General features: G+C 31.3%; 20 protein-coding genes. 17 read left to right on the top strand and 3 right to left on the bottom strand.

From position 1 onward, the window contains the following. Positions 1 to 11 precede the first annotated feature (11 nt). Positions 12 to 2621, top strand: a complete 2610-nt coding sequence (gene alaS, locus GYM73_RS04795; protein WP_220234315.1) for an alanine--tRNA ligase — start codon at positions 12 to 14, stop codon at positions 2619 to 2621. Positions 2622 to 2754: 133 nt separating this feature from the next. On the opposite strand, the gene GYM73_RS04800 is transcribed toward alaS, so the two are convergent. Next, the gene (locus GYM73_RS04800; protein WP_220234316.1) at positions 2755 to 3660 is read right to left on the bottom strand and encodes a TIGR01777 family oxidoreductase; all 906 of its coding nucleotides are present in this window, start codon (positions 3658 to 3660) and stop codon (positions 2755 to 2757) included. A gap of 248 nt (positions 3661 to 3908) precedes the next feature. On the opposite strand from GYM73_RS04800, the gene GYM73_RS04805 reads away from it, so the two are divergent. Both GYM73_RS04805 and GYM73_RS04810 read left to right on the top strand, forming a co-directional pair. Next, on the top strand, positions 3909 to 4451 hold the full coding sequence (locus GYM73_RS04805; protein WP_160556641.1) for an RNA polymerase sigma factor: 543 nt from the start codon (positions 3909 to 3911) through the stop codon (positions 4449 to 4451). A 17-nt stretch (positions 4452 to 4468) separates the two neighbouring features. After that, positions 4469 to 5092, top strand: coding sequence for a hypothetical protein (locus GYM73_RS04810; RefSeq protein ID WP_220234317.1), 624 nt, complete (start codon positions 4469 to 4471; stop codon positions 5090 to 5092). 37 nt (positions 5093 to 5129) lie between these two features. Here the strand turns inward: GYM73_RS04810 and GYM73_RS04815 are convergent, their stop codons facing one another. Further along, positions 5130 to 5828, bottom strand: a complete 699-nt coding sequence (locus GYM73_RS04815) for an ABC transporter ATP-binding protein (protein WP_105297586.1) — start codon at positions 5826 to 5828, stop codon at positions 5130 to 5132. Between the two features lie 93 nt (positions 5829 to 5921). On the opposite strand from GYM73_RS04815, the gene GYM73_RS04820 reads away from it, so the two are divergent. From GYM73_RS04820 to GYM73_RS04860, 9 genes are all read left to right on the top strand, one after another. Further along, a complete protein-coding gene (locus tag GYM73_RS04820) occupies positions 5922 to 6749 on the top strand; it encodes a prephenate dehydratase (RefSeq protein WP_220234318.1) in 828 nt (275 codons plus the stop codon). Between the two features lie 2 nt (positions 6750 to 6751). Then, complete coding sequence (locus GYM73_RS04825; protein ID WP_160542103.1) at positions 6752 to 7207, top strand: CvpA family protein; 456 nt, start codon at positions 6752 to 6754, stop codon at positions 7205 to 7207. Beyond that, positions 7207 to 9057, top strand: a complete 1851-nt coding sequence (locus GYM73_RS04830) for a DUF3413 domain-containing protein (RefSeq protein ID WP_220234319.1) — start codon at positions 7207 to 7209, stop codon at positions 9055 to 9057. Before GYM73_RS04825 ends, GYM73_RS04830 begins: the two co-directional genes overlap by 1 nt. 244 nt (positions 9058 to 9301) lie before the next feature. Beyond that, entirely contained in the window at positions 9302 to 10381 is a 1080-nt protein-coding gene (gene prfA / locus GYM73_RS04835; RefSeq protein WP_220234320.1) for a peptide chain release factor 1, read from the top strand. A gap of 329 nt (positions 10382 to 10710) precedes the next feature. Further along, positions 10711 to 13536: a DNA polymerase I gene (gene polA / locus GYM73_RS04840; protein WP_220234321.1), complete on the top strand. Its 2826-nt coding sequence runs from the start codon at positions 10711 to 10713 to the stop codon at positions 13534 to 13536. A gap of 57 nt (positions 13537 to 13593) precedes the next feature. Then, a complete protein-coding gene (gene pgeF / locus GYM73_RS04845) occupies positions 13594 to 14382 on the top strand; it encodes a peptidoglycan editing factor PgeF (RefSeq protein ID WP_220234322.1) in 789 nt (262 codons plus the stop codon). A gap of 52 nt (positions 14383 to 14434) precedes the next feature. After that, positions 14435 to 15139, top strand: a complete 705-nt coding sequence (locus GYM73_RS04850) for a hypothetical protein (protein WP_220234323.1) — start codon at positions 14435 to 14437, stop codon at positions 15137 to 15139. A 292-nt stretch (positions 15140 to 15431) separates the two neighbouring features. Further along, the gene (locus GYM73_RS04855) at positions 15432 to 17033 is read left to right on the top strand and encodes a BamA/TamA family outer membrane protein (protein ID WP_220234324.1); all 1602 of its coding nucleotides are present in this window, start codon (positions 15432 to 15434) and stop codon (positions 17031 to 17033) included. Positions 17034 to 17082: 49 nt separating this feature from the next. Beyond that, positions 17083 to 18924, top strand: a complete 1842-nt coding sequence (locus GYM73_RS04860; RefSeq protein WP_220234325.1) for an ABC transporter ATP-binding protein — start codon at positions 17083 to 17085, stop codon at positions 18922 to 18924. 100 nt (positions 18925 to 19024) lie between these two features. Here GYM73_RS04860 and GYM73_RS04865 read toward each other — a convergent pair whose 3' ends face one another. Continuing rightward, positions 19025 to 19408 carry a Spy/CpxP family protein refolding chaperone gene (locus GYM73_RS04865; RefSeq protein WP_160566165.1) on the bottom strand — a complete coding sequence of 128 codons (384 nt, stop codon included), beginning with the start codon at positions 19406 to 19408 and terminating at the stop codon, positions 19025 to 19027. A 317-nt stretch (positions 19409 to 19725) separates the two neighbouring features. On the opposite strand from GYM73_RS04865, the gene GYM73_RS04870 reads away from it, so the two are divergent. The 5 genes from GYM73_RS04870 to lepB all read left to right on the top strand — a co-directional run bounded on the left by GYM73_RS04870 (position 19726) and on the right by lepB (position 24399). Continuing rightward, positions 19726 to 20502: a ParA family protein gene (locus tag GYM73_RS04870; RefSeq protein WP_160542095.1), complete on the top strand. Its 777-nt coding sequence runs from the start codon at positions 19726 to 19728 to the stop codon at positions 20500 to 20502. A 3-nt stretch (positions 20503 to 20505) separates the two neighbouring features. Continuing rightward, entirely contained in the window at positions 20506 to 21390 is an 885-nt protein-coding gene (locus tag GYM73_RS04875) for a ParB/RepB/Spo0J family partition protein (RefSeq protein ID WP_105297598.1), read from the top strand. Further along, complete coding sequence (locus GYM73_RS04880; protein ID WP_160566168.1) at positions 21387 to 21986, top strand: DUF5683 domain-containing protein; 600 nt, start codon at positions 21387 to 21389, stop codon at positions 21984 to 21986. Before GYM73_RS04875 ends, GYM73_RS04880 begins: the two co-directional genes overlap by 4 nt. Positions 21987 to 22022: 36 nt before the next feature. Then, positions 22023 to 22724 carry a 4-hydroxy-tetrahydrodipicolinate reductase gene (dapB, locus tag GYM73_RS04885; RefSeq protein WP_160556652.1) on the top strand — a complete coding sequence of 234 codons (702 nt, stop codon included), beginning with the start codon at positions 22023 to 22025 and terminating at the stop codon, positions 22722 to 22724. 64 nt (positions 22725 to 22788) lie between these two features. Further along, positions 22789 to 24399 (top strand): signal peptidase I, encoded by a 1611-nt coding sequence (gene lepB, locus GYM73_RS04890; protein ID WP_220233136.1) that lies wholly within the window; start codon positions 22789 to 22791, stop codon positions 24397 to 24399.

Here is a 24399-nt window from a genome sequence, read left to right on the forward strand (position 1 = left end):
AAGTAGTAAAAATGACTTCTAAAGAAATACGAAAAACTTTTCTGGATTTTTTTAAATCTAAACAACATAGTATAGTTCCGTCTGCTCCGATTGTTTTAAAAGATGATCCTACACTCATGTTTTCCAATTCCGGAATGACACAGTTTAAGGATTATTTTTTAGGCTATAAAGAACCTAAAAATAAGCGTACGGCCGACACTCAAAAATGTTTACGGGTTTCAGGAAAACATAATGATTTGGATGATGTAGGTAAAGATACCTATCATCACACCATGTTTGAAATGCTTGGAAACTGGAGTTTTGGAGATTATTTTAAAAAAGAAGCTATTGAATGGGCTTGGGAATTGTTAACTGATGTATTTCAAATTTCAAAAGACAGGCTCTATGTTACCATATTTGAAGGAGATGCAGAAGAAGGCTTAGAAAAAGATAGGGAAGCCTACAACTTTTGGAAAGAACATATTTCAGAAGATCGAATACTTCTCGGTAACAAAAAAGACAACTTTTGGGAAATGGGAGAAACAGGACCTTGTGGGCCTTGTTCGGAAATACATGTTGATATCCGTTCGGATGAAGAAAGAAAAAAAATCGATGGTAAAGATTTAGTTAATCATGACCATCCGCAAGTCATTGAAGTTTGGAACCTGGTTTTTATGGAATTTCTCCGTAAAGCGGACGGCAGTTTAGAAAAACTTCCTAAAAAAAATGTAGATACGGGAATGGGATTTGAAAGGCTTTGTATGGTATTACAAGGCAAAATTTCTAATTACGATACCGATGTATTTACTCCATTAATAAAAAAAATAGAAGAAATATCCGAACTAAAATACGGCGAAAACACTAACGTAGATATTGCCATGCGAGTTTTGGCAGATCACGTACGAGCCATCACATTCTCTATAGCCGACGGACAGTTACCTTCTAATTCCGGAGCAGGATATGTAATACGAAGAATTTTAAGACGAGCCATTGGTTATGCATACCGAGTATTGCATATCAAAGAACCTATTTTATACAAGCTGGTTCCGATTTTAAATACTCAAATGGGAGAGTTTTTTCCCGAAATTTCTAAACAAGAAAGCCTTATATCAGAAATTATAAAAGAAGAAGAAATTGGATTTTTAAGAACGCTGGATCAAGGATTGGTACGATTGGCTAATTTTATGGAAAACAATCCTAAATTAGAAATCATTCCCGGAGATGTTGTTTTTGAATTATACGATACCTATGGTTTTCCTTCAGATTTATCTAGAATAATTGCCGAGGATCATGGAAAAACCATTGATGAAAATGGCTTTAATGAAGAAATGAGCAAGCAAAAAGCTCGTTCCAAATCTGCTTCCACTTTTAAAAATTATGATTGGGTTATCTTACAAGAAGATGATGTAGAAGAATTTGTAGGTTATGATTTTTTGGAAACTCATGTTAAAATAACAAGATATCGTAAGGTAGAAAATAAAGAAGGAGAATTTTATCAATTAGTATTTCAAATTACCCCGTTTTATGCCGAAAGTGGAGGACAAGTAGGGGATATAGGGTATATTGAAAATTTAAATGAAAAAATTGAAATTCTAAATACTAAAAAGGAAAATAATTTAATTATCCATACAGTAAAAGAACTTCCGAAATACCCTGAATTTCCATTTAATGCAAAGGTAGACAGCAAAAGAAGAGAGGCAATTACCAAAAACCACTCGGCGACCCATCTTTTACATGAAGCATTGCGGGAAGTACTTGGTAAACATGTTGAACAAAAAGGTTCTTATGTAGGACCGGACTATTTACGTTTTGACTTTTCCCATTTCAGCAAAATGAGTCCGGAAGAAATACAAAAAGTTGAAATGTTGGTCAACACCAAAATATATGAAAGAATCGAATTAGACGAAAATAGGGCAGTCCCATTTAAAAAAGCTATTGATATGGGAGCTATGGCTCTTTTTGGTGAAAAATATGGCGATTTAGTACGGGTAATTAAATTTGGAAATTCGGTTGAATTATGTGGAGGAACCCATGTAAAAAATACGCATGAAATCATATTTTTTAAAATTATGAGTGAATCTTCCAGTTCCGCAGGAGTACGAAGAATTGAAGCGATTACCGGCGAAACGGGAATAGCATTTCTTAAAGATCAATTCAGTCAATATGATCGTTTAAAAAGCTTTTTAAAACAGCCGGATGATCCTATTAAATCCATTGAGAAATTATATTCGGAAAATGATCAACTAAAAAAACAAGTTGAGCAACTCAACAAAGAAAAAGCAAATCATGAAAAAATACTTTGGAAAAATTCAATTACTCAAGTGAAGGGAGTAAACTACCTTGGATTACAGACCGACTTAAGTAATGCTTCGGTAAAAGATTTAATTTTTCAACTAAAGAATGAAATTTCCAATTTGTTTATTATCATAGGTACTCATACCGATCAAAAACCTACACTTTCCATAGGTATTTCTGAAGATTTAATCAAAGCTAAAAATTTACATGCAGGAACGATCATAAAAGCTTTATCTAAAGAAATAAAAGGCGGCGGTGGAGGACAACCCTCTTTTGCCACAGCGGGAGGAAGCGATTTATCAGGATTGGAAATTGCTATTAAAAAGTCTTTAGACTATTTACAATAAATAAATAATAATAATTTGTGTTGTGCTCAATTATAAAAATTTATAATTGAGCACAAACTTTTTGTATGAAAAGATTGCGACTTCGTCTAAACTTTTTTCTACCACAAACATTATTCTTTAAATTATAATAAAACTATAATAAAGAATCTAAAGCACTATCTAAATCGGGATACTTATAAGTAAATCCGGATGTGCGAATTTTCTCCGATGAAATTCTGCTGCCTTCCAATAAAAGTGTAGAAACTTCACCAAATAACCAGCGCAGTATAAAACCGGGCACATTAGGTAAAAAAAGAGGTTTATTTAACTTTCGGGCAATAGCAACGGTTAAATCTTTGTTAGTTGTGTAGGAAGGAGCCACCGCATTGTAAGTGCCTTGTAAACCTTCATTTACCAAAACATATTTATAAATTGAACATAAATCATCAATATGAATCCATGGAATATACTGTTTTCCTGAACCGAGACAGGCGCCTACATAATAGTTTACCATTTTTTTAATTTTATATAAAACGCCTTTTTTATTTTTAGATAAAGATATACCTGTCCTTATTTTTACTACTCTGTCAGCTACACCTTCTGATAAAAATTCATCAGCTGCTGATTCCCATTGAAAGCATACCTCACTTAAAAAATCATTACCCTTAGAATCTGTTTCTTTATATATCTTGTCTGAAGTGGTATTGCCATAATAGCCGGAAGCCGAACCACTGATAAAGGTGAGTATTTTTTGATTCCTATCCTTTAGAGCTTTTAAAATAAGTTTGGCCGAATCTACACGGCTGGAAAGAATAACTTTTTTTCTTTCATCCGACCATCTTTCATCGGCAATACCTGCACCGGCTAGATGAATAATATGTTTAGCTCCCTCCAAAGCGTTGGTATCCAAATATTGCTTTTCAATATCCCATTCATATTCATTCGGTTTGGTTTTTTTTCTGGTAAGATAACGTAGAGAGTAACTTTTTAAGAGTGTCGATAATTGGTTGGCAACCGCTCCGTGAGCGCCGGTTATTAGTATAATTTCTTTTTCTTCCATTTTTTAGTATTTAACGGTAATCGTTGTAATTGCGATAACAAAATTATATGCTGATAGTTATCAAACTATTATATCAAATAACAGGCCGTTGGTTTAATCCCATAATTTATTTTATATATTTAAAAATAATTTCTAATTTTTTGAAATAACATTCCTTTAATAAAGAATATTTTTATTATAATGCATGAAATTATTAATTGAAATTAAACTTTTCTAATTTCTTATTGTCTAAATAATAAGAAATAAAAATGGACGAAACAGAACTTTTACTTCTTTTAGAAAAAGATGTTAACAACGGATTCAGGCTGCTGGTAAAAAGGTATAGTCAACCCATATATTGGCATATACGTAAAATTGTCTATACTCATGCAGATGCAGACGATATAACTCAAAATGTATTTATTAAAGTTTTTCAAAATTTATCCGGATTTAAAAGAAATTCAAGTCTTAAAACCTGGATATACAAAATAGCAACTAATGAATCGCTGAATTTTATTAATAGTGCTGCTCAGAAAAAAAATATAAGAAGCGATGAATTAGTCATTCAGTTGTCTTCTCAACTCAAAGATGATAATTTTTTTGATGGAGATGAAATTCAATTCAAATTGCAACAAGCCATAGCCGAATTACCCGAAAAACAACGAATTGTATTTAATATGAAGTATTTTGACGATATAAAATATGAAGATATGTCGGAAATTCTGGAAACATCTGTAGGGGCTTTGAAGTCTTCCTATCACCATGCTTCTAAAAAAGTTGAACAATTTCTTTTAGCTAATATAGAAAAATAGTTTATTTAAAACCTTGTATGAATAACGTCAATAAAAATAAATCTACTCCTTTCCAAACCCCTGAAAATTATTTTGCTCAGTTGGAGAAACGTATTGTTTCCAAATCGTTAATTAATAAAACTTCAAAATCACCCTACAAAATTCCAAATAACTATTTTGAAAATTTAGACAAGAAAATTGTATCAAATACGATTGAAAAAATAAATCCTGATAAGCCAAAAATTTTTACTTTATTTTCTAGAAAAATATATTGGATTCCGGCAGCAGCCTGTTTATTTTTCGCTGTAATGGTGGGAATATATAGTACTAAAAATCAATACACTAATGATTCTTCGATAACAAGTGCTAACTTAGAAAATCAAAACCATTTAGCTCTAACAGATAATTTATATGCACCTAAACCGTCGGATTCGTTTGTATCAACTTCCGGTTTAACGTCCAATATTCATAAAACCACTAATAATATTCCTAAAAGTTCAACTAAAAGAATTCCAAAAAAAATGGAATCTAGTAAAGATAAAATGATTGAACAAGAGATGATTTCTTCTTCAAATGTTATCTATGATTTGTATTTTACCAATGAAGAAACTACCAATTTATACGATGAAGAAACATCACAGGATAGTTTTGTTTTATTTTAGAAAAAGTAAAGTTGTTATTTTTTCAATAGTTAATGAATTAATGATGGGTATATTCGAAAAAAGCTTCTTCCAAACTTAAATATTTACCTTTAAAATCCTCAATGCTTCTATCTTGAATAATAGATCCTTTATTTAAAAGTATGACTCTTGAACATAAGGCTTCAACCTCTTGCATAATGTGAGTAGATAAAATAACGGTTTTCTTTTTACCTAATTCCTGAATTAATTGCCTGATTTCAATAATTTGATTGGGATCCAAGCCATTAGTCGGCTCATCTAAAATTAAAATTTCAGGATCAAAGAGAATTGCTTGTGCCAGTCCCACTCGTTGTTTATATCCTTTAGATAATTGACTGATTTTCTTATTTTGTTCCTTTTGTAGGCCTACCTTTTCAATAATGTCGGAGATCTCGCTTTTGGGAGTATGATGAATATCCGAAACAAAGCTTAAATACTCCTTAACATACATATCTAAATATAATGGATTATTTTCCGGAAGATAACCAATTAACGATTTGGTTTTATATGGGAACTCTTGATTATCCATACCATTGATCCAAATTTTTCCCCGGTCAAAAGATAACGATCCTGTAATTGACCGCATCATGGTTGTTTTACCTGCTCCATTTGGACCTAATAAGCCGACAATCTCACCTTTTTTTATTTCCAGAGAAATAGCATGTAAAGCAATTTGTCCTTTATAATGTTTAGATAGATTTTGTATTTTTACAGACATTTTATTTCTAGCTTGAACAAAGCTGTTCCATTAAATTTATGTAAATATAATTAATAAAAATAAAAAAAATTGGGTATTTAGTACCATTAATTTATGAAGTCAATATCAATACAAGGGATTAAAGGATCGTTTCATCATGAAGCCGTAAACCGTTTTTTTCAAAATGAAAAAGTGGAAATAATTGATAGTCCTACATTTAAAACCGTAGTAAGGGATGTAATTAATGGGAAAGCAAACTATGGAATGATGGCCATAGAAAATTCAATAGCGGGAGCTATTTTACCCAATTATAGTTTAATTACCAAACACGGGTTACACATAGTCGGTGAGGTGGTCTTACCGATTAAACATCATTTATTAGCATTACCGGGAGAAACATTAGATTCTATTTCTGAAGTTAGAACCCATCCTATGGCTTTATTACAATGTGAAAATTTTCTTGAAAAATATCCTGATTGGAAATTATTATCTAAAGACGATACCGCAACTTGTGCATACAACATTCATAGTAAGAAAATGAAAGGTATAGCGACTATTGGCTCAAAATTGGCAGCAGAAATGTATCATTTGCAAGTATTGGCTGAAAATATTCATGATGTTTCTGACAATTACACCCGTTTTTATTTATTATCTCCTCAAACGGAAAAAGTTGAAAATTTTACGAAAGCATCCTTATACTTCACTACAGATCATACAATGGGCAGTTTAGCAAAAGTTTTAAATATTCTTGCAAACTATCAAATGAATATCACTAAAATACAATCTGTGCCTTTATCAGGATCGGTTTTCCAATATTCTTTTCATGCGGATATTATTACTCCCGGAGGAAATGATGACAATTACCGCAGGGCGTTGGAAGAGATAAAAAATAATACCAATTTTTTACATATCTTAGGGGAGTATAAGGAAGATAAAATTTAAAAATGAACTATGAATATATTTTATTGGGAGGCACTCTAATCGGTGCAATTATAGGATATATTAAAGGCTTTCTAAAACAAATTTCTTCAATCGCAGGACTCACGGTCGGATATTTATTTTCTTCTCTGTTTTTATCTCAAATGCATCACATTTTATTACAAAATAAAATAATTTCAGAAGAAACATCGACATGGGTTAGCTATGTCTGCGTTTTTATTATTTTATTTATAAGTATTCTATTTTTATCCCGAATTATTGAAAAAATTTTAAAAAAATTAGGTTTAGGTTTTACTAACCAACTAGCAGGAATGGCATTGGGTGCTTTAAAATATTTCTTACTAATAATGATGATTTATTGTTTTTTATACTATTTAAATATTTTAACTGAAGAAAATTGTTCTATTAATTTATTAAATTTTGTATCTTTATTCAAAACTGTTGTTTTTAAATATATATAATGAAAATTAATTTTTTTAGTAAACAATTATGTTTAGCCAATTTTTTTAATTTTTTACTGGTAATTTTTTTAGGGATTAAATATTTAAAATATACCGAAAATTTAAGCGGATTCATTACATATTTTTATATATTTTCTTCACTTATTACACATTTTTTTATTCTTAATTGTGTTCCACTGTTACTGAGTCTTTTATTCTTATTTTTTACCAAATCAAAATTACTATCTAAACTTATTTTTAGCTTACTTTCTATTCTTATTATACTATATCTGCAAATAGATATACTGGTATTTAGCCAATTTAGGTATCATTTATCCCCTATAGTATTTAAATTAGTCTTTGGAAAAAGAGCTACAGATATTTTTCATTTTTCAACTATAAATACTACCATTGCAATACTTTACCTAATTGGACTTATTTTACTTATGATACTAATACTGTATTTTTCTTCCAAACTATCCAAAAAATTACCTAATTTGAAAATTAAGCTAATCTTAGTGATTATAGGATTTTTATTAGTTGGTACAAACTTTATATATGCTTGGGCTGATGCGAGTCGATACAGGCCTATTGCTCAAATGAAAAATATATATCCTGTTTTCTATCCGTTAACCTCTGAATCACTTTTTCGCAAACTTAATTTAATTAATAAACAAGAAATTGAAAAAAATACTTTACTTAGTCGCTCGTACTCAAAATCATTGATCAATTATCCTTTAAAGCCCATTCTATCTGAAAATAGCCAAAAAAAGAATATAATTTTCATAGTAATAGACTCATGGAGATTCAATTGCATGACCGAAAATATAACTCCGCATATTTTTGAGTTGTCCAAAAAATCACAAGTATTTCAAAACCATAAAAGCGGATCAAATATGACCACAGGAGGTATATTTTCATTATTTTATGCCATACCTGCTACTTATTATGATAATTTTACTGGATTACAAGTATCTCCGGTTTTTTTCAATGAAATACTTAAACAAGGCTATACATTATCAATTTTGTCCAGCTCAACGCTTGAAAATCCCCCTTTTAATAAAAATGTATTTTCAGGAATTAAAAATTTAAGACTGGAATCGAATGGAAATTCTCCCTCAGAAAGAGATAAAGACATTTATAATGAATGGATAAAATTTATTAACGGCTATGATTCAAAAGAAAATACTCCCTTTTTTAGCTTCTTATTTTTTGATTCTGCTCATGGCTTTGATTACCCTTCAGATTTTCCTGTTAAGTTTAAACCGACCTTAGATGAAGTAAATTATATAGCCTTAAACGATGATTACAATCCAATCCCTTTTTATAACAGATATAAAAATTCATTAAATTATATTGATGGTCTCATCGGCAACATATTGAAAAAATTAGAAGAGAAAAAGCTCTTAGAATCTTCAATTGTAGTCATTACAGGAGATCATGGACAAGAATTTAATGACAATAAAAAAGGATATTGGCAACACGGAGGAAATTTTTCAGATTATCAAATTGGCACACCTCTAATTGTATTTGATGCTTCTAGACCGGCAAAAACTTATACTCATTTAACTTTACATTATGATATTATTCCAATGCTTATGAATACCGTTTTGGGTGTTACAAATCAATATTACGATTATAGCGTAGGCCAAAATTTATATGATTGCAAGAATAGAAAATGGTTTATCTGCGGGTATAATCAAAAATATGCTATCATTGAAAAAAATATGATAATTAATGTTTATTCTTCGGGAATGTATGATGTTGTCGATAAAAAATTAAATCCGGTAAATGAAAATACCGTTGATTTTAGTGTAATTAAAGATGCGGTGATTGAAAATTCACGTTTTTACCATACATCCAAAAAATAGTAGTTTTATTTGCTAAATAAAAGAATTCTATACATCAAATAACAGAAAATTAAACAAAAAAATATATTCAGAATAATTAATAAAACGACTGAACTTCCGGTTTAATCGACTATCAAAGTATTAATGATTTAAAATACCTATTTGTTATTTTCAAAAATAATTTTAAAAAAAATATATATAAAAGCAAGAAGCTGAAAATATTCTATCAAAGTTGTACATTTGCAAACTTAAACCATCAGTATATATGTCAGATTTAGTATCAAAATTAGAGGCTATAAAACAAAGATTTGATGAAGTATCAGATTTAATCATTCAACCGGATGTTATTTCAGACCAAAAAAGATATGCTCAACTAAACAAAGAATATAAAGACTTAAATAAAATAGTAGAAATCTATCATCAATACAAATCCTTACTTAATACAGTTTCAGATGCCGATGAAATTATTAAAGAAGGCATTGATCCTGATATGGTTGAATTGGCAAAAGAAGAAAAAAATGATGCCTTAACCAAAATTCCTGAAATGGAAGAAAACATAAAATATATGTTAATTCCAAAAGATCCTGAAGACGACAAAAATATCACCGTTGAATTAAGAGCCGGAACGGGGGGTGATGAATCGGCTATTTTTGTGGAAGACATTTTCCGAATGTATACCATGTATTGGAGACAAAAGGGTTGGAACTTTGAAGTAGTAGACGCTACGGAAGGTAGCGTTAAAGGATATAAAGAAATGATTATTAATGTTAGTGGAGAAGGAGCTTACGGAACCATGAAATTTGAATCGGGAGTACACCGAGTTCAAAGGGTTCCCGAAACCGAATCACAAGGAAGAGTACATACTTCAGCCATAACCGTAGCCGTTTTACCTGAAGCCGAAGAAGTAGATGTTGAAATTAATCCGGCAGATTTAGAATATCAAACCGCACGATCTAGTGGAGCAGGAGGACAGAACGTTAATAAAGTAGAAACCAAAGTTCAGCTTACGCATAAGCCCACCGGAATAATGATTCAATGTCAGGTAGCACGTTCACAACATGCCAATAGAGAGATGGCGTTACAAATGCTTCGTAACAAATTATACGATATGAAGTTGCAAGAGCATCTTGATAAAATTTCGGCACACAGAAAAACGATGGTATCCACCGGAGACCGTTCGGCTAAAATTCGTACTTATAATTACCCGCAAGGTCGTGTAACGGATCATCGTATTAATAAATCCATCTATAATTTAGATAACTTTATGAATGGAGATATTGATGAAATGATTGAAGCGGTAAAAATTGCCGAAAATGCAGAAAAACTAAAAGGTCAAGAAGACTAAATTGTTACATAATAAGCTTTATATAATTCGCTATCAACTACCATTTTATCTTAACGAATTATATAAAGTTTATTATTTATAAATCATACTTAAAAGATACTATACTACTCTATAAAGTTCTATTTATCTGTTAAATAAATCCTTTACGTGTTAAAATTACTATCGGTATAAATCATTGATATTTTAGTTTTCTTCAGGATTTACTACTTTAAAATCAATATAAACATTTTTTCAATTAATATCTTAAGGTTTTTCTTTTTACATTTTGCAACAAGTGTTAACTTCAAATATCTTATATTTGAAAATAAAAACACAGATAACCCTAAAGAATGACCAGTCAAGATTGCGATAAAAAACTATTTCTGATTGATGCCTATGCTCTTATATTCAGAGCTTATTATGCCTTTATAAAAAACCCGAGAATCAATTCTAAAGGGTTAAATACTTCCGCTATTTTCGGATTTACCAATACGCTTTTCGATTTAATGAAAAAAGAAAAGCCATCACATCTGGCAGTAGTTTTTGATGTGGGAGAAACGTTCCGTCATCAGGTCTATAAAGAATACAAAGCCAATCGGCAAGAAACACCGGAGGCTATACGCATAGCTGTTCCTTATATCCATAAACTGATGGAAGCATTACATATTCCTTGTCTTTGGAAAGAAGGATACGAGGCCGATGATGTTATAGGAACTTTGGCAAAAAAAGCGGAAAAGGAGGGATATACAACCTATATGATGACCTCGGATAAAGACTATGCGCAATTAGTTTCCGAAAATATCTTTGTTTTTAAACCGGCATCCAGAGGAAACGATATTGAAATTTGGGATGTAGAATCTGTTAAAGAAAAATTCGAAGTTAAAAATCCGTCTCAAGTTATTGACCTTTTGGGCATGATGGGAGACAGTGTAGACAATATACCCGGAATACCCGGTGTAGGCGAAAAAACGGCTAAACAATTTATTAAAGAATACGGAAGCATTGAAAACTTATTTGCTCATTCTTCTAAATTAAAAGGAAAAATGAGAGAAAAAGTGGAAGCAAATGAAGAACTAGGCCTTTTATCAAAAAAATTGGCAACCATTGATACTCATGTTCCTATCGAATTTAATTATGAAAGTTTAACGGTGGATCAGCCGAATGTTGATGAGGTCATTAAAATTTTTGAAGAATTAGAGTTTAGAAATATGATTACAAATTTTCAGAAAACGTATCATATTATTTCTGAAAGTGAATCTAATTTAGAAAAAAATTCTTCCGGTAAAGCTCCGGTAAATGGACAAAGATCGTTGTTTGATACAACCGATCAGGACATTGAAATGAAAGAAAGCGCCAACTGGAAAACTATTGAAAATACAGATCATCTCTATCAACTGACAGAAACGCCTGTGGCAGTAAAATTGTTGGTAGATAAGCTTTTAAAGCAAAAAATTGTATGCTTTGATACGGAAACTACTTCAACTGATTCCATGATCGCGGAATTAGTCGGTATTTCATTTTCATATGAAAAGGCAAAAGGGTACTATGTACCTTTTAGTACTAAGGACAAAGAAAAAACACAAGAATTTATAGAACTGCTCCGACCGGTTTTCGAAGATGAGAATATAGTTAAAGTAGGCCAAAACTTGAAGTATGATTGTAAAGTTTTAAGAAAATATAAGGTAGAAGTTAAAGGGGTACTTTTTGATACCATGATTGCGCATTACTTAATCAACCCCGATGCAAGGCATAATATGGACCTATTGGCTGAAACAGAGCTTAATTACAAGCCTGTTCCCATAGAATCTTTAATCGGAAAAAAAGGAAAAAATCAAAAATTGTTTTCTTCCGTTCCTATTGAATTGCAAAAAGAATATGCGGTTGAAGATTCTGATATTACCTTACAGCTTAAAGACAAATTTGAACCTCAACTCAAACATGATAATCTTAAAAAGCTTTTTGATGACATAGAAATGCCCTTAATGAAGGTGTTGGAAGACATGGAATGGGAAGGTATCAATTTAGATATCAAAGCATTAGGCGAAATGTCTAAAGAATTAGTTGAAGACCTGTCTAAGTTGGAAAAAGAAATTTATTCTTTAGCCGGAGAGGAATTTAATATCAGTTCACCCAAACAATTAGGAGATATTATTTTTGATAAATTAAAATTAGGTACTAAGCCCAGAAAAACCAAAACAGGGCAATATGCAACCGGCGAAGATGTTTTATTAAAACTGGCGCATAAACATAAAATTATAGATTTATTATTAGAATACAGACAGCTGCAAAAATTAAAATCAACCTATGTTGATGCCCTACCCAATGAAGTAAATCCACTAACAGGAAGAGTACACACAACCTTTGCACAAACTGTAGCTGCTACCGGTCGTTTAGCTTCTAATAATCCCAATCTTCAAAATATTCCTATTAGAACCGAAAGAGGGCAAGAAGTACGTAAAGCCTTTATAGCAAAGGATTCTAAACATAAAATAATTTCTGCCGATTATTCCCAAATTGAATTGAGAATCATTGCAGCCATGAGTAAAGATCCCACCATGATCACTTCCTTTAAAAACGGTGAGGACTTCCATAGGGCTACCGCATCAAAAGTATTTCATGTACCTATGGATCAAGTGACTAAAGAGCAGCGCTCTCAAGCGAAAACGGTTAACTTTGGTATCATTTACGGAGTATCTGCATTCGGATTAAGTGAACAAACCGGTTTATCTAGATCCGAATCAAAAAGTTTGATTGATGCTTATTATCAGGCTTATCCCGTTTTAAAAGAATACATTTCTGAACAAGTACAGATAGCACGAAAAAACGGATATGTAGAAACCTTATTGGGAAGAAGAAGATATTTGCCGGATATCCATTCCGGAAACAGCGTAGTGCGTTCTCATGCAGAAAGGAATGCAGTAAATGCACCCATTCAGGGAACTGCAGCAGACGTAATTAAAATAGCCATGATACACATTCATGAACTGTTGCAGGAAAGAAAATTTCAAACCAAACTTTTGTTACAAGTGCACGATGAATTGGTTTTCGACGCTCCCGATGAAGAAATTAAGGAAGTATCGACACTGATTAAAAAAACAATGGAAAACTCCGTACGTATGGAAGTTCCTTTAATAGTAGATGTTGGAGTGGGCCCCAATTGGCTGGAAGCCCATTAAGAATTTATATAGAACACTCTAGAATTGATGAGTTTATAAATATTCTCTTTTAACTATATGAATTTTCTGACATTTGATAATTTATCTGCATACAGAGAATTAACCCATTTTACAACTACAATTGTAGGAGGAGTAAGTATCGGGAATTATGCATCGTTCAACTTAGGAACTACTTCCGGTGATGATCCGAAAAATGTGATTGAAAACAGAAAAAGACTCTGTAATGAGATAGGTATTTCAAACCATAAATTATTTATACCTGTTCAAACTCACAGCAATCACGTGTTACTTATTGATCGAAATTTTTTAGATTTAACAAGTGATAAACAATCTGAAATTCTTCAAAATAAAGATGCTTTACTGACTCAAGAAAAGGAAATTTGCATAGGAATAACTACAGCCGATTGTGTACCTATAGTACTTTATGATCCTTTAACCCAAACTTTGGCAGCCATCCATGCAGGATGGAGAGGAACCGTTAGCAAAATTGCTTTAAAAACTCTGTCGGAAATGGTACGTCTTTTTAATTGCAAACCTGAAAATATAAGAGTAGGAATTGGTCCGTGCATTTGCGCGAATTGTTTTGAAGTAGGAGATCATGTCATTGAAGATTTTATTAAAGAAGGTTTTGATAGTAATCTAATTAGTTTTAAAAATAAAGAAACCCGAAAATATCATATTGATCTTAGAAAAGCAAATCAGTTGCTACTGGAACAAGCAGGTTGTCTCGCTCAACATATAGAAATAAAAAATTTATGTACGGTTACTCAACCTCATTTATTTTTTTCGGCAAGAAGGCAAACCATAAATTCCGGTAGAATGGTAACCGGTGGTATTTTACGTTAATTTTTTATGAATTTATTAAAATATTATATAATTTTGTTAATAAATTTATAAAATGGATAAAAATATATCAGATAAACAAAATATAGGAAATACTATTGATAATATCGATAAAAAAGATAATGATCAAAAGAAGAAAAAAAATTCAGGATCCTTAAAGTATTTTTTAGTTACCCTATTAGTGTTTGTCTTAGTAGGTTTAGGATTTTATTACCATATCATCCAAGAGATATTTTACAGTTTTCTTTCTATAATTTTTATTGTAATTGTTTTGGCTTTAGGCTTGGGATGGGAATATTGGGTATTCACTCATTTCACAACCGATGAATTTACGCTCATTAATAAAGAACAAAACAATACTTCTGATTCTTGGAAAAACATGGAAGAAGAATTTAAATTATGGATAGCAAGTTCTGAACAAAAAATAAAGCAAGTAAGACAATTATCATTGCTTAATTATATGACAGCTATTGGATTGTTTATAATTTCCGCCCTTGTTTTATTAGTTAATTGGATCTATGATGTAAATCCATCACCTTCCGCCTATCAACAATTTAATCCTGCGTTTGCATTGGCTATTATTTTACTTATTTTTTCAATACTATTTATGCTTCTTCATTGTATCAATCAAAAAGATAGTATAAAAAAACAAGAAAAGCTGGATCATACCATCCAATGGATTCTATCACTTAAAACAGCCCATACTATAGGTAAAGAGCATATGTTAGAAATTATTAACTCAAATATCCTTAAATCTTAAAATTCTGATATATAACTACTTACATTTTATTTCAAATTTTAGTTAATAAAAAAATTTACAAACTATTTTACAATCTATTTAAAGGAAATGCATACATAACTATAATTAATTAGAAAGTATATAAGTATTTATATATTTCATTACAAGACGATTATACTAAAATATCTGTAATTTTCCCATTACATTTACAATGACGCCTACAAAAAACTAAAGAATTTTATTAAATAAAAATATAAAATAATTTAGTTTTAAATTTGTACCTTACCATTGAGCTTTTTTGTTAGTACAACTTATGAAATTTAAGCTGCTCTATATTTATATAATTATTTTACCCATTTTGCTTCATGGCCAAGTAGAAAAAAATTTCATTAAGATATATAATAATCAAAAACTTTGGTTTTCAAAAACCTATTCAGAAAATAAAGTAGGTTCAATTTTGGATTCTTTAGTAGATCTAGGTTTTTATACCTTAAAACTGGATTCTTTAAAAAAAGATAAAAAAGAAACCTTAGTTTATATTAACAGAGGAAAATTTTACAAAAAAGTATGGGTACAATTAGACTCTCTTTCACAAGCGGCAATTACTAACAAAAATTATTTTCAAACAGATAATATTGATTCTTTAGCAGGAGTAATTCATTATTATTATATAAAAAAAGGCTATGCATTTAACCAAGTCCATACAAAATTATCCCTTGCAAATGAACCATTAGAAGCATCCATACATGTTGAACTTCATCAAAAAAGACTCATCAATTCATTTGTTTTAAACGGATATACCAAAATCCCTCGCGGAATAATAAAAGAATTAGAATATGAATTTCTTGGTAAAACCTACTCAGACGAGCGACTTAAAGAAATTTCAGCTATGTTACAAGGAACAGCATTTATAGCAGAAGAAAAAAATCCGCAAGTATTATTCACCCCCGATTCCACCAAAATTTATTTATATTTAAAAAAAAGAAAAGCCAGTTCATTGGATGGCATGGTAGGCTTTGGAAATGACGAAAAAGGTAAATTCAAAGTCAACGGTCAACTGCAACTATCTTTAGGTAATGTATTGAATTCATTTGAAACCATTAACTTAAATTGGTTATCCACACCGGATAAATCTCAAAACTTTGAAGTTCAAGTCAACGTGCCCTATCTTTTTAAATCTAAATTCGGATCGGAATCATCGTTAACTATATTTAAACAAGACAGCACCTATGCAACCATTCGCCTGAATGAACATATATATTATCAATATACCGTAAATCAACGGTTAGGTATAGAAGGATTATATGAAAACTCACGATATGTATCGGAATTAGATAATAATAACAACTTTTCCAAAACAGGATTAGGCATAAGTTATCAATACAAAGAAAGAAATGAAAACGAAATTTTAGGTCCTAAAAATTTATACTCTATAAAAGGAATTGCATATAGGAATATACCGGAAGATCGAAAAAATTTAACTGAATATAATGTAAGTGCTTCCCTAGAGAAATTAATAAAATTATCTGCTTCTCATTATCTAAAACCGAAAATAAATGCTTCAACCTTACTGTCGGATACGTTGACAGTAAATGAATTATTTAAAATCGGTGGTTTGAAAACTATCCGTGGATTCAATGAACAATCTATTTATGCCAATGCGTATATCATCGGAAGTTTAGAATACAGATACGTTCCGTTTGAAGAACTGTATTTAAGTTTATTTGCAGATGTTGCATGGATTGAGAATAAAAATCAAAATACAAGACCCTTTTTATTGGGAACCGGAGTAGGAATTAGCTTTTTAACGCGTTTCGGGATTTTTTCATTGAACTATGCCGTTGGCAAATACGATTCTGAACCTGTAAATTTTTCAGATTCTAAAATTCATATTGGAATACAAGCTACTTTTTGACAAAAAAGAATCGAATTTTTGTTTACCTTTGTATTAATCTCAAGGTAGCATGAAATCATTAAAAAAAATACTAAAAAAATTTGCCTCTCCCTACAGAAAAGAATTTATATTAGGAATTCTATTTAACGTTCTATATTCTTTATTTTCAATAGTTTCCGTTTTTTCCATTATGCCCATTTTGGAAATGCTTTTAGGAGGAAAAAATCAAATTTTAATTGAACAAACGAAAAAAGAAATGCAAGCCTCAACGGGTATGATGGCTGAGCTGAAATATAAATTTTATGTATTTTTAGATCATTCCCTTGAAGGAACCAATCCTAAAACGATTTTAGCTTATCTTTGTGTTACTGTTATAGTTTTATTTTTATTTAGAAATATTTTCAGATATTTAGCTCAATATTTTATTGTACTGTTACGAAGCGGAGTTTCCAAAGATTTGCGGGTTGCTATGTATGATAAAATCCTTACGCTTCCGGTTTCTTATTTCACTGATCGAAAAAAAGGGGATATTATGATACGACTTTCCGGAGACGTAGGAGAGGTGGAAGGCAATATTTTAACTTCTATTTTAGAGCTTTGGAGAACGCCTTTTTCCATTCTTTTTACTCTTATCGCTTTGATTACCATTAGTCCTTCGTTAACTTTAATAGCATTTATTGTTCTGCCTTTTATGGCGTGGATTATTTCCGCAATTGGAAAAAGTTTGAAAAAAGATGCTAAAAAGGGATTAGCCGAATCGGGTAATGTACTTTCAGTAATTGATGAAACGCTAAACGGAACTAAAATAATCAAAATTTTCAATGCCGAAGAATCCATGAAAAACCGATTTATGAATAGCGTTCTTAATCTCAGAAGGCTATCCATAAATATGATGAAAAAATATGAACTTGCTTCGCCTTCTTCAGAATTTTTAGGTTCTGTTGCCATGATTTTTATAACCTGGTACGGCGGAGTTCTTATTTTAGACGGTGAAGGTTTAAATCTTCCTTCCTTTTTAGTCTATATAGCTCTATTTTTTCAATTATTGGAACCGGCCAAAACCTTGTCAACTTCCATCACGAATTTACATAAAGGTACGGCCTCTACAGATCGCTTGGTGGAAACATTAGAAACCAGTATACAGATTTACGAACCGGAACATGCCATAGAATTATCCGAAATAAAAGAAGGAATTCAACTGAAAAATATTAATTTCCAATATGTTGACGGACATCCCATTCTTCAAAATGTAAATTTATTTATACCTAAAGGCAAAACAATAGCAGTAGTGGGACAGAGCGGTAGCGGTAAAACTACTTTAGCCAATTTAATTGCACGGTTTTATGACGTAGATAGCGGAGTGATCTATGTAGATGGTCATGATTTAAGAGATTTAAATTTAAAAGTTTACCGTAAATTACTGGGCATGGTTACTCAAGAATCCATATTATTCAATGATACCATTGCCAATAATATTAAATTAAGCAATCCAAATGCATCCATGCAAGAAGTTATAGAAGCTGCTAAAGTAGCCAATGCACTGGAATTCATTGAGCAAATGCCGGAAGGTTTCGAAACAACCATTGGTGAAGGAGGTGGAAAATTATCGGGTGGACAAAAACAAAGGATTGCTATTGCCAGAGCTATATTGAAAAATCCACCTATCATGATTTTAGATGAAGCAACCTCTGCCTTAGATACTCAAAGTGAACGATTGGTACAAGATGCTTTAGATAATCTTATGTCTAACAGAACATCCCTGGTTATAGCTCATAGATTATCAACCATTGTCAATGCAGATATGATTGTGGTGATGGATAAAGGAAAAATAATGGAACAAGGAACTCATGCTGAATTATTGGAGAAAAATGGTATTTATAAAAAATTAATTGACATGCAAAATTTTTCTTAACTTTTTGAGAATAATATTTATACTATAAAATTAAAAAGAGCTTCTATTAGATAGAAGCTCTTTTTAATTGAAATAAGAATTGTATTATATACTATTTTCTCTAGGAATGAAATTTTTTACCCTGTTTATGTAAATGCTTTTTATTATGCATGTCCTCTTTAATTTTCTTAAGCTTTTGTCTTTGTTCTTCAGTAAAAACTTTATTTATTTCAGATTTTTTATCTTCCTTTAATTGATGAATTTGTTGACGCAATTCTTCTGATTTTTTCCTTAACTCATCTTCACGGCTTTTATATTTATCCTCAATTAAATTAATCTTTTTAATTTGATCTTCTGTTAAATTAAGTTCTTTAGCCATCCTATCCCTCATCTCTTTCACTTTTTCTTCTTTTTTATCATGATCCTTAGGATCCTCACATTTGGATTGTGTAAAAGCAAAAGTAGAGGAAAATACTAATGCTCCTACAAAAATTATTTTTTTCATATAACTTTAGATTTACAACTTTATTGACAAAGCATATTTTAAAAGGTTTAATTTAAAGTTATATATTCTAAACTATTTTTTTAATATATAACAAAGAGCAACCTTTTTTACTTGTAATACTTTTGCGATGAATGTTTAAAACCAAATAAAATTAAAATAAAGTTCAAAGTAAAATAATTAAATTAGAGAGAAAAAACAGCATAATAATACCAAAAAAATAGTCAATAACCTGCTATAAATCCCTCTAATGTTGATAATTTTTTCTGAATATACCGTTTAAAAATTGTATTTTTACAGCTTGAAATTTTATTATACTGATGGGAAAAATTATTGCTATAGCTAATCAAAAAGGAGGAGTTGGAAAGACCACTACAGCCGTTAATTTGGCTGCGGCCATAGGGGTGCTTGAAAAAAAAGTTTTACTCATCGATGCAGACCCTCAGGCAAATGCCAGTTCCGGATTAGGTATTAATATCGAAGAAGTAGAATATGGTACATATGAAGTGTTGGAACACAGCGCTTCTGCCAAAGATGCCATACAACCTTCTACTTCCCCAAATGTGGAATTAATACCGGCTCATATAGATCTTGTTGCTGCCGAAATTGAATTGGTTGACAAGGTCAATAGAGAATACATGTTAAAAGAAGCTTTAAAAGATATAAAAGATGAATATGACTTCATAATCATTGATTGTGCCCCGTCATTAGGATTAATTACTTTAAATGCTTTAACTGCTGCCGATTCTGTAATAATTCCCATCCAATGTGAATATTTCGCCTTAGAAGGTTTAGGAAAACTCCTTAATACGATAAACAGCGTGCAAAAATTGCACAATCCGGATCTAACTATTGAAGGGTTATTATTAACTATGTATGATGCTCGTTTACGTTTATCGAACCAAGTGGTGGAAGAAGTCAAAACTCATTTTCCGGATATGGTGTTTGACAGTCTCATACAAAGAAATGTGCGATTAAGCGAAGCTCCGAGTTTTGGCGAATCCATATTAAAATATGACGCAGAAAGCAAAGGTGCTATAAATTATATCTTACTTGCTGAAGAAGTATTAAATAAAAACAAGGCTGAAGTTAAATAAATTATGGCTATAGACAAAAAAAGAGCTATGGGTAGAGGTCTATCCGCAATCTTAAGTGAGAATTCTAAAAAAGTTAATTCTGCCGAAGAAAAAGGAGCAGAAGAATTAGTAGGTAACATTTTGGAGATTTCACTTGATGATATTATAACCAATCCCAATCAACCCAGAACTAATTTTGATCAAAAAGCATTAGATGAATTATCCATTTCTATTAAACAGTTAGGATTAATACAACCAATAACTGTTCGTAAAAATGGAGACAAATTCGATTTAATTTCGGGTGAAAGGAGATATCGCGCTTCCAAACAGGCCGGTTTAAAAAAATTACCTGCATTTGTTCGATTAGCTAACGATCAGGAACTTTTAGAAATGGCTTTAGTTGAAAATATTCAACGAAAAGATCTGGATCCTATTGAAATTGCCTTAAGCTTTGAAAAATTAATTGAAGAAATCAATATAACTCAAGAAAATTTGAGTAACAGAGTAGGAAAGGACAGAAGCACCATAACCAATTATTTAAGACTTTTAAAACTTTCTCCGATTATCCAAACGGGAATCCGAGACGGGATAATTTCCATGGGACATGGAAGGGCGCTCATATCCTTGGAAGAGCAAGAGAAACAATTATTTGTTTATGAAAAAATTGTTCGAGAACAATTATCCGTAAGACAAACCGAAAGTTTCATTCGAACCTTTAAAAATCCTAAAAGCAAAAAAGTTTCCAAAGAAAAAGAATTACCCAATCATTTAAAAAAGGGTTTGAAAAATTTTGAGGATTATTTCGAAACAACTATTGAAATAAAGGCTACAGAAAAAGGAAAAGGAAAAATTATCATTAATTTTGATTCCACGGAAGAATTTGAAAGAATTCAGAAATTATTAGAATGATACGAAAGAAAATATTGGTTATACTTTCATTATTTCTTACTTGTTTTATTTTAGCGCAAAATCAAGAAACAAACCATGCCACCATTAGTGATGATGGCGTTATAATACGCAATATTAATCATACTGATTCTCTAACTCAAACGATGTTGAGAAGCCCTCTGAAAGCTTCTTTATATTCTGCCATACTTCCCGGTTTAGGACAATTGTACAATAAAAAATACATTAAAGCTCCTATTGTGTTAGGGGTTATTGGTGCAGGGATCGGTTTTATAAAATACTACGACAATCGATATAATAAATATCACAAAGCCTATTTAGCGGAACTTAGCGGACAAAAGCATCAATTTTCAGATGTAGCGGGAATCAGTCCTAAAGTTTTAGCTAACGCTCAAGATTCGGAAAGGAGAAACAGAGATTATGCGATTGTGCTAACTTCTCTGGCTTATCTTTTAAATATTGTTGATGCCACCGTTGACGCCCATCTTTCAATATTCGACAAAGATAAAGATCTTGCCGTACGACCTGTTATTATGGAAGACGCCGATACCTGGTTTACTAATCAAAAAGTAGGACTTTCATTTTGCTTGTCTTTTTAAAATGATTAATGTTTATAAAAAATAATATATATTCTTATGAAAATAGCTTTAGTAGGTTATGGTAAAATGGGTAAGGCCATTGAAGAAATAGCTAAAAATCATAATCACGAAATTGTAGCCCGATTAGAAGAAAAACCAACTCAAAAAAATTTAAATGGTGCGGATGTAGCTATTGAATTTTCAACTCCTTCTACTGCTTATGAAAATGTAATTGCTTGTTTAGAATTGGGTATACCTGTTGTTTGTGGAACAACTGCCTGGTTAGATAAGCTTCCTCAAGTAAAAGAATATTGCGCAAAGCATAACGGGGGATTTATTTATTCTTCCAATTACAGTTTAGGCGTTAATTTATTTTTCGAAATAAATAAAAGAGCGGCTGAAATTATGCAGAAGTTCCGGGAATATACAGTTCACATTGAAGAAATTCATCATACAGAAAAAAAAGACGCACCCAGTGGTACTGCCATAACGCTTGCGGATGAAATCATACCGATTTATGGTTTTGACGGATGGAATTTATCCTATAAAACCAATAATAATTTATTGGGAATCGAAGCTAAGAGAGTTCATGATGTTCCCGGAACACATACTGTAATTTATAATTCGCCTATAGACGATATTGAACTGAAACATGTAGCCCATTCTAGAAAAGGATTTGCTATGGGAGCATTAATCGCAGCCCAATGGCTTATCGGAAAAAAAGGGGTATTCACCATGAAAGATGTATTAGGCTTTTAGATAAAAACTATTTTATTTTAGGCTACTAAATAACTAAATATTAAAAAGATTTAAAGATTATCTCATGCATTATTTAACTTATTATTTACTATTCGCTTTACTTTCAAATATATTTTATTTCCTGACTGCTTGGAAACTATTTCAAAAAGCAGGTAGAAAAGCATGGGAATCCTTAGTTCCTTTTTATAATATTTTAGTTACTTTAAAAATTATTCATCGACCTTGGTGGTGGTTTATTATAGTATTTATCCCGATTGTCGGTCCAATTATGGGAGCTATTATACTAGTAGATTTCATAAGACATTACAATCGTCGTTCATACTTAGATGCCGTTTTAGTTTTATTCTTCTCATTTATTTTTTTAGCATATATAAACTATTCACCTGAAACACAATACAGTGGTAAACAAGAACGAAAAGAAACATTTATATCTGCCGTATTGTTTGCCGTTATATTTGCCACAGTCATCCATGCTTTTGTCATTCAACCGTTTACCATTCCAACAGCTTCTATGGAAAGAACCTTGCTGGTAGGAGATTTCCTTTTTGTCAGTAAGTTGAATTACGGAATAAGAATTCCGATGACTCCGGTAGCGTTGCCTTTTTTACAAAATAAAATTCCGTTGGGAAACAATCAACAACCTCAAAATCAAATAAATTCTTATGTGGATAAAATTCGTTTGCCGTATATGAGACTTCCCGGTTGGACAAAGGTTAACAGATATGATATCGTTGTTTTTAATTATCCTACAGATTCTCTGCATACTGCCATAGATAGGAAAGATCCTTATGTTAAGCGCTGTGTGGGTTTACCGGGAGATAAAATTCAATTGATTGATGGAAATTTATTTATCAATGGAAAACCCGAAGAAATAAAAAAAGATGAAGAACAACAAAGAGACTATTTAGTATATACAACCCAAGCCGGAATCAGTCAAAGAAAAATTGAAGATCTATTGGGATATGCCACCTATCAAGAAGGAATGAACGAACAGGGTAATACTATTTATTATTTCAAAGGGCTTACCCAAGAAAATGCAAACAAAATAAAAAATTTTGATACGGTAGACTCTATTCAGATTTTATATGCAAATAAAGGAGAGGAGGGCATCCATTATAGAGATATAGCTAAAACTAAAATTGATACAACTAATTCCATTTTTCCCCTTCATAGTGGTTGGAACGGCTCTCAATATGGACCTATCATGATACCTAAAAAAGGGGATGTTATTACGTTGACCCGTCAAAATATAGATCAATATAGAAGAATCATTAAAAATTATGAATATAATGATTTTAAGGAAAAGGAGGGCAAATTTTACATTAATGGTAAGGAAACCAACACCTATACCATCCAACAAAATTATTATTGGATGATGGGGGACAACCGAGATAATTCTTTGGATAGCCGTTATTTCGGATATGTTCCGGAAGATCACATTATAGGAACTCCTATTTTTACCTGGTTAAGCATTCAAGGTTTATTCGAAAATGATCCTTTCGGGCATCCTGCCAAATTTAAAATAAGATGGGATAGAATGTTTCGTACCGTTAACACAAATGTTCCGCTTAAAGATAAAACTAATTATATACCTGTATTTATCTTATTGTTAGGAGGATATTTTGCATACGATTACTTTAACAAAAAGAAAAAGAAAGCAAACGATAAAAATTAA

It is taken from the genome of Apibacter sp. ESL0432, from assembly GCF_019469225.1.
Lineage (GTDB): Bacteria > Bacteroidota > Bacteroidia > Flavobacteriales > Weeksellaceae > Apibacter.

What these genes read in the sequence shown, in the direction of transcription:
- GYM73_RS04815 (WP_105297586.1), bottom strand. Translation starts at nt 5,828, where the DNA reads ATGTCTGTAAAAATACAAAATCTATCTAAACATTATAAAGGACAAATT.
- GYM73_RS04825 (WP_160542103.1), top strand. Translation starts at nt 6,752, where the DNA reads ATGAACTATGAATATATTTTATTGGGAGGCACTCTAATCGGTGCAATT.
- GYM73_RS04805 (WP_160556641.1), top strand. Translation starts at nt 3,909, where the DNA reads ATGGACGAAACAGAACTTTTACTTCTTTTAGAAAAAGATGTTAACAAC.
- lepB (WP_220233136.1), top strand. Translation starts at nt 22,789, where the DNA reads ATGCATTATTTAACTTATTATTTACTATTCGCTTTACTTTCAAATATA.
- prfA (WP_220234320.1), top strand. Translation starts at nt 9,302, where the DNA reads ATGTCAGATTTAGTATCAAAATTAGAGGCTATAAAACAAAGATTTGAT.
- alaS (WP_220234315.1), top strand. Translation starts at nt 12, where the DNA reads ATGACTTCTAAAGAAATACGAAAAACTTTTCTGGATTTTTTTAAATCT.
- GYM73_RS04830 (WP_220234319.1), top strand. Translation starts at nt 7,207, where the DNA reads ATGAAAATTAATTTTTTTAGTAAACAATTATGTTTAGCCAATTTTTTT.
- polA (WP_220234321.1), top strand. Translation starts at nt 10,711, where the DNA reads ATGACCAGTCAAGATTGCGATAAAAAACTATTTCTGATTGATGCCTAT.
- GYM73_RS04800 (WP_220234316.1), bottom strand. Translation starts at nt 3,660, where the DNA reads ATGGAAGAAAAAGAAATTATACTAATAACCGGCGCTCACGGAGCGGTT.
- dapB (WP_160556652.1), top strand. Translation starts at nt 22,023, where the DNA reads ATGAAAATAGCTTTAGTAGGTTATGGTAAAATGGGTAAGGCCATTGAA.
- GYM73_RS04855 (WP_220234324.1), top strand. Translation starts at nt 15,432, where the DNA reads ATGAAATTTAAGCTGCTCTATATTTATATAATTATTTTACCCATTTTG.
- GYM73_RS04820 (WP_220234318.1), top strand. Translation starts at nt 5,922, where the DNA reads ATGAAGTCAATATCAATACAAGGGATTAAAGGATCGTTTCATCATGAA.
- GYM73_RS04810 (WP_220234317.1), top strand. Translation starts at nt 4,469, where the DNA reads ATGAATAACGTCAATAAAAATAAATCTACTCCTTTCCAAACCCCTGAA.
- GYM73_RS04870 (WP_160542095.1), top strand. Translation starts at nt 19,726, where the DNA reads ATGGGAAAAATTATTGCTATAGCTAATCAAAAAGGAGGAGTTGGAAAG.
- GYM73_RS04860 (WP_220234325.1), top strand. Translation starts at nt 17,083, where the DNA reads ATGAAATCATTAAAAAAAATACTAAAAAAATTTGCCTCTCCCTACAGA.
- GYM73_RS04880 (WP_160566168.1), top strand. Translation starts at nt 21,387, where the DNA reads ATGATACGAAAGAAAATATTGGTTATACTTTCATTATTTCTTACTTGT.
- GYM73_RS04875 (WP_105297598.1), top strand. Translation starts at nt 20,506, where the DNA reads ATGGCTATAGACAAAAAAAGAGCTATGGGTAGAGGTCTATCCGCAATC.
- GYM73_RS04865 (WP_160566165.1), bottom strand. Translation starts at nt 19,408, where the DNA reads ATGAAAAAAATAATTTTTGTAGGAGCATTAGTATTTTCCTCTACTTTT.
- GYM73_RS04850 (WP_220234323.1), top strand. Translation starts at nt 14,435, where the DNA reads ATGGATAAAAATATATCAGATAAACAAAATATAGGAAATACTATTGAT.
- pgeF (WP_220234322.1), top strand. Translation starts at nt 13,594, where the DNA reads ATGAATTTTCTGACATTTGATAATTTATCTGCATACAGAGAATTAACC.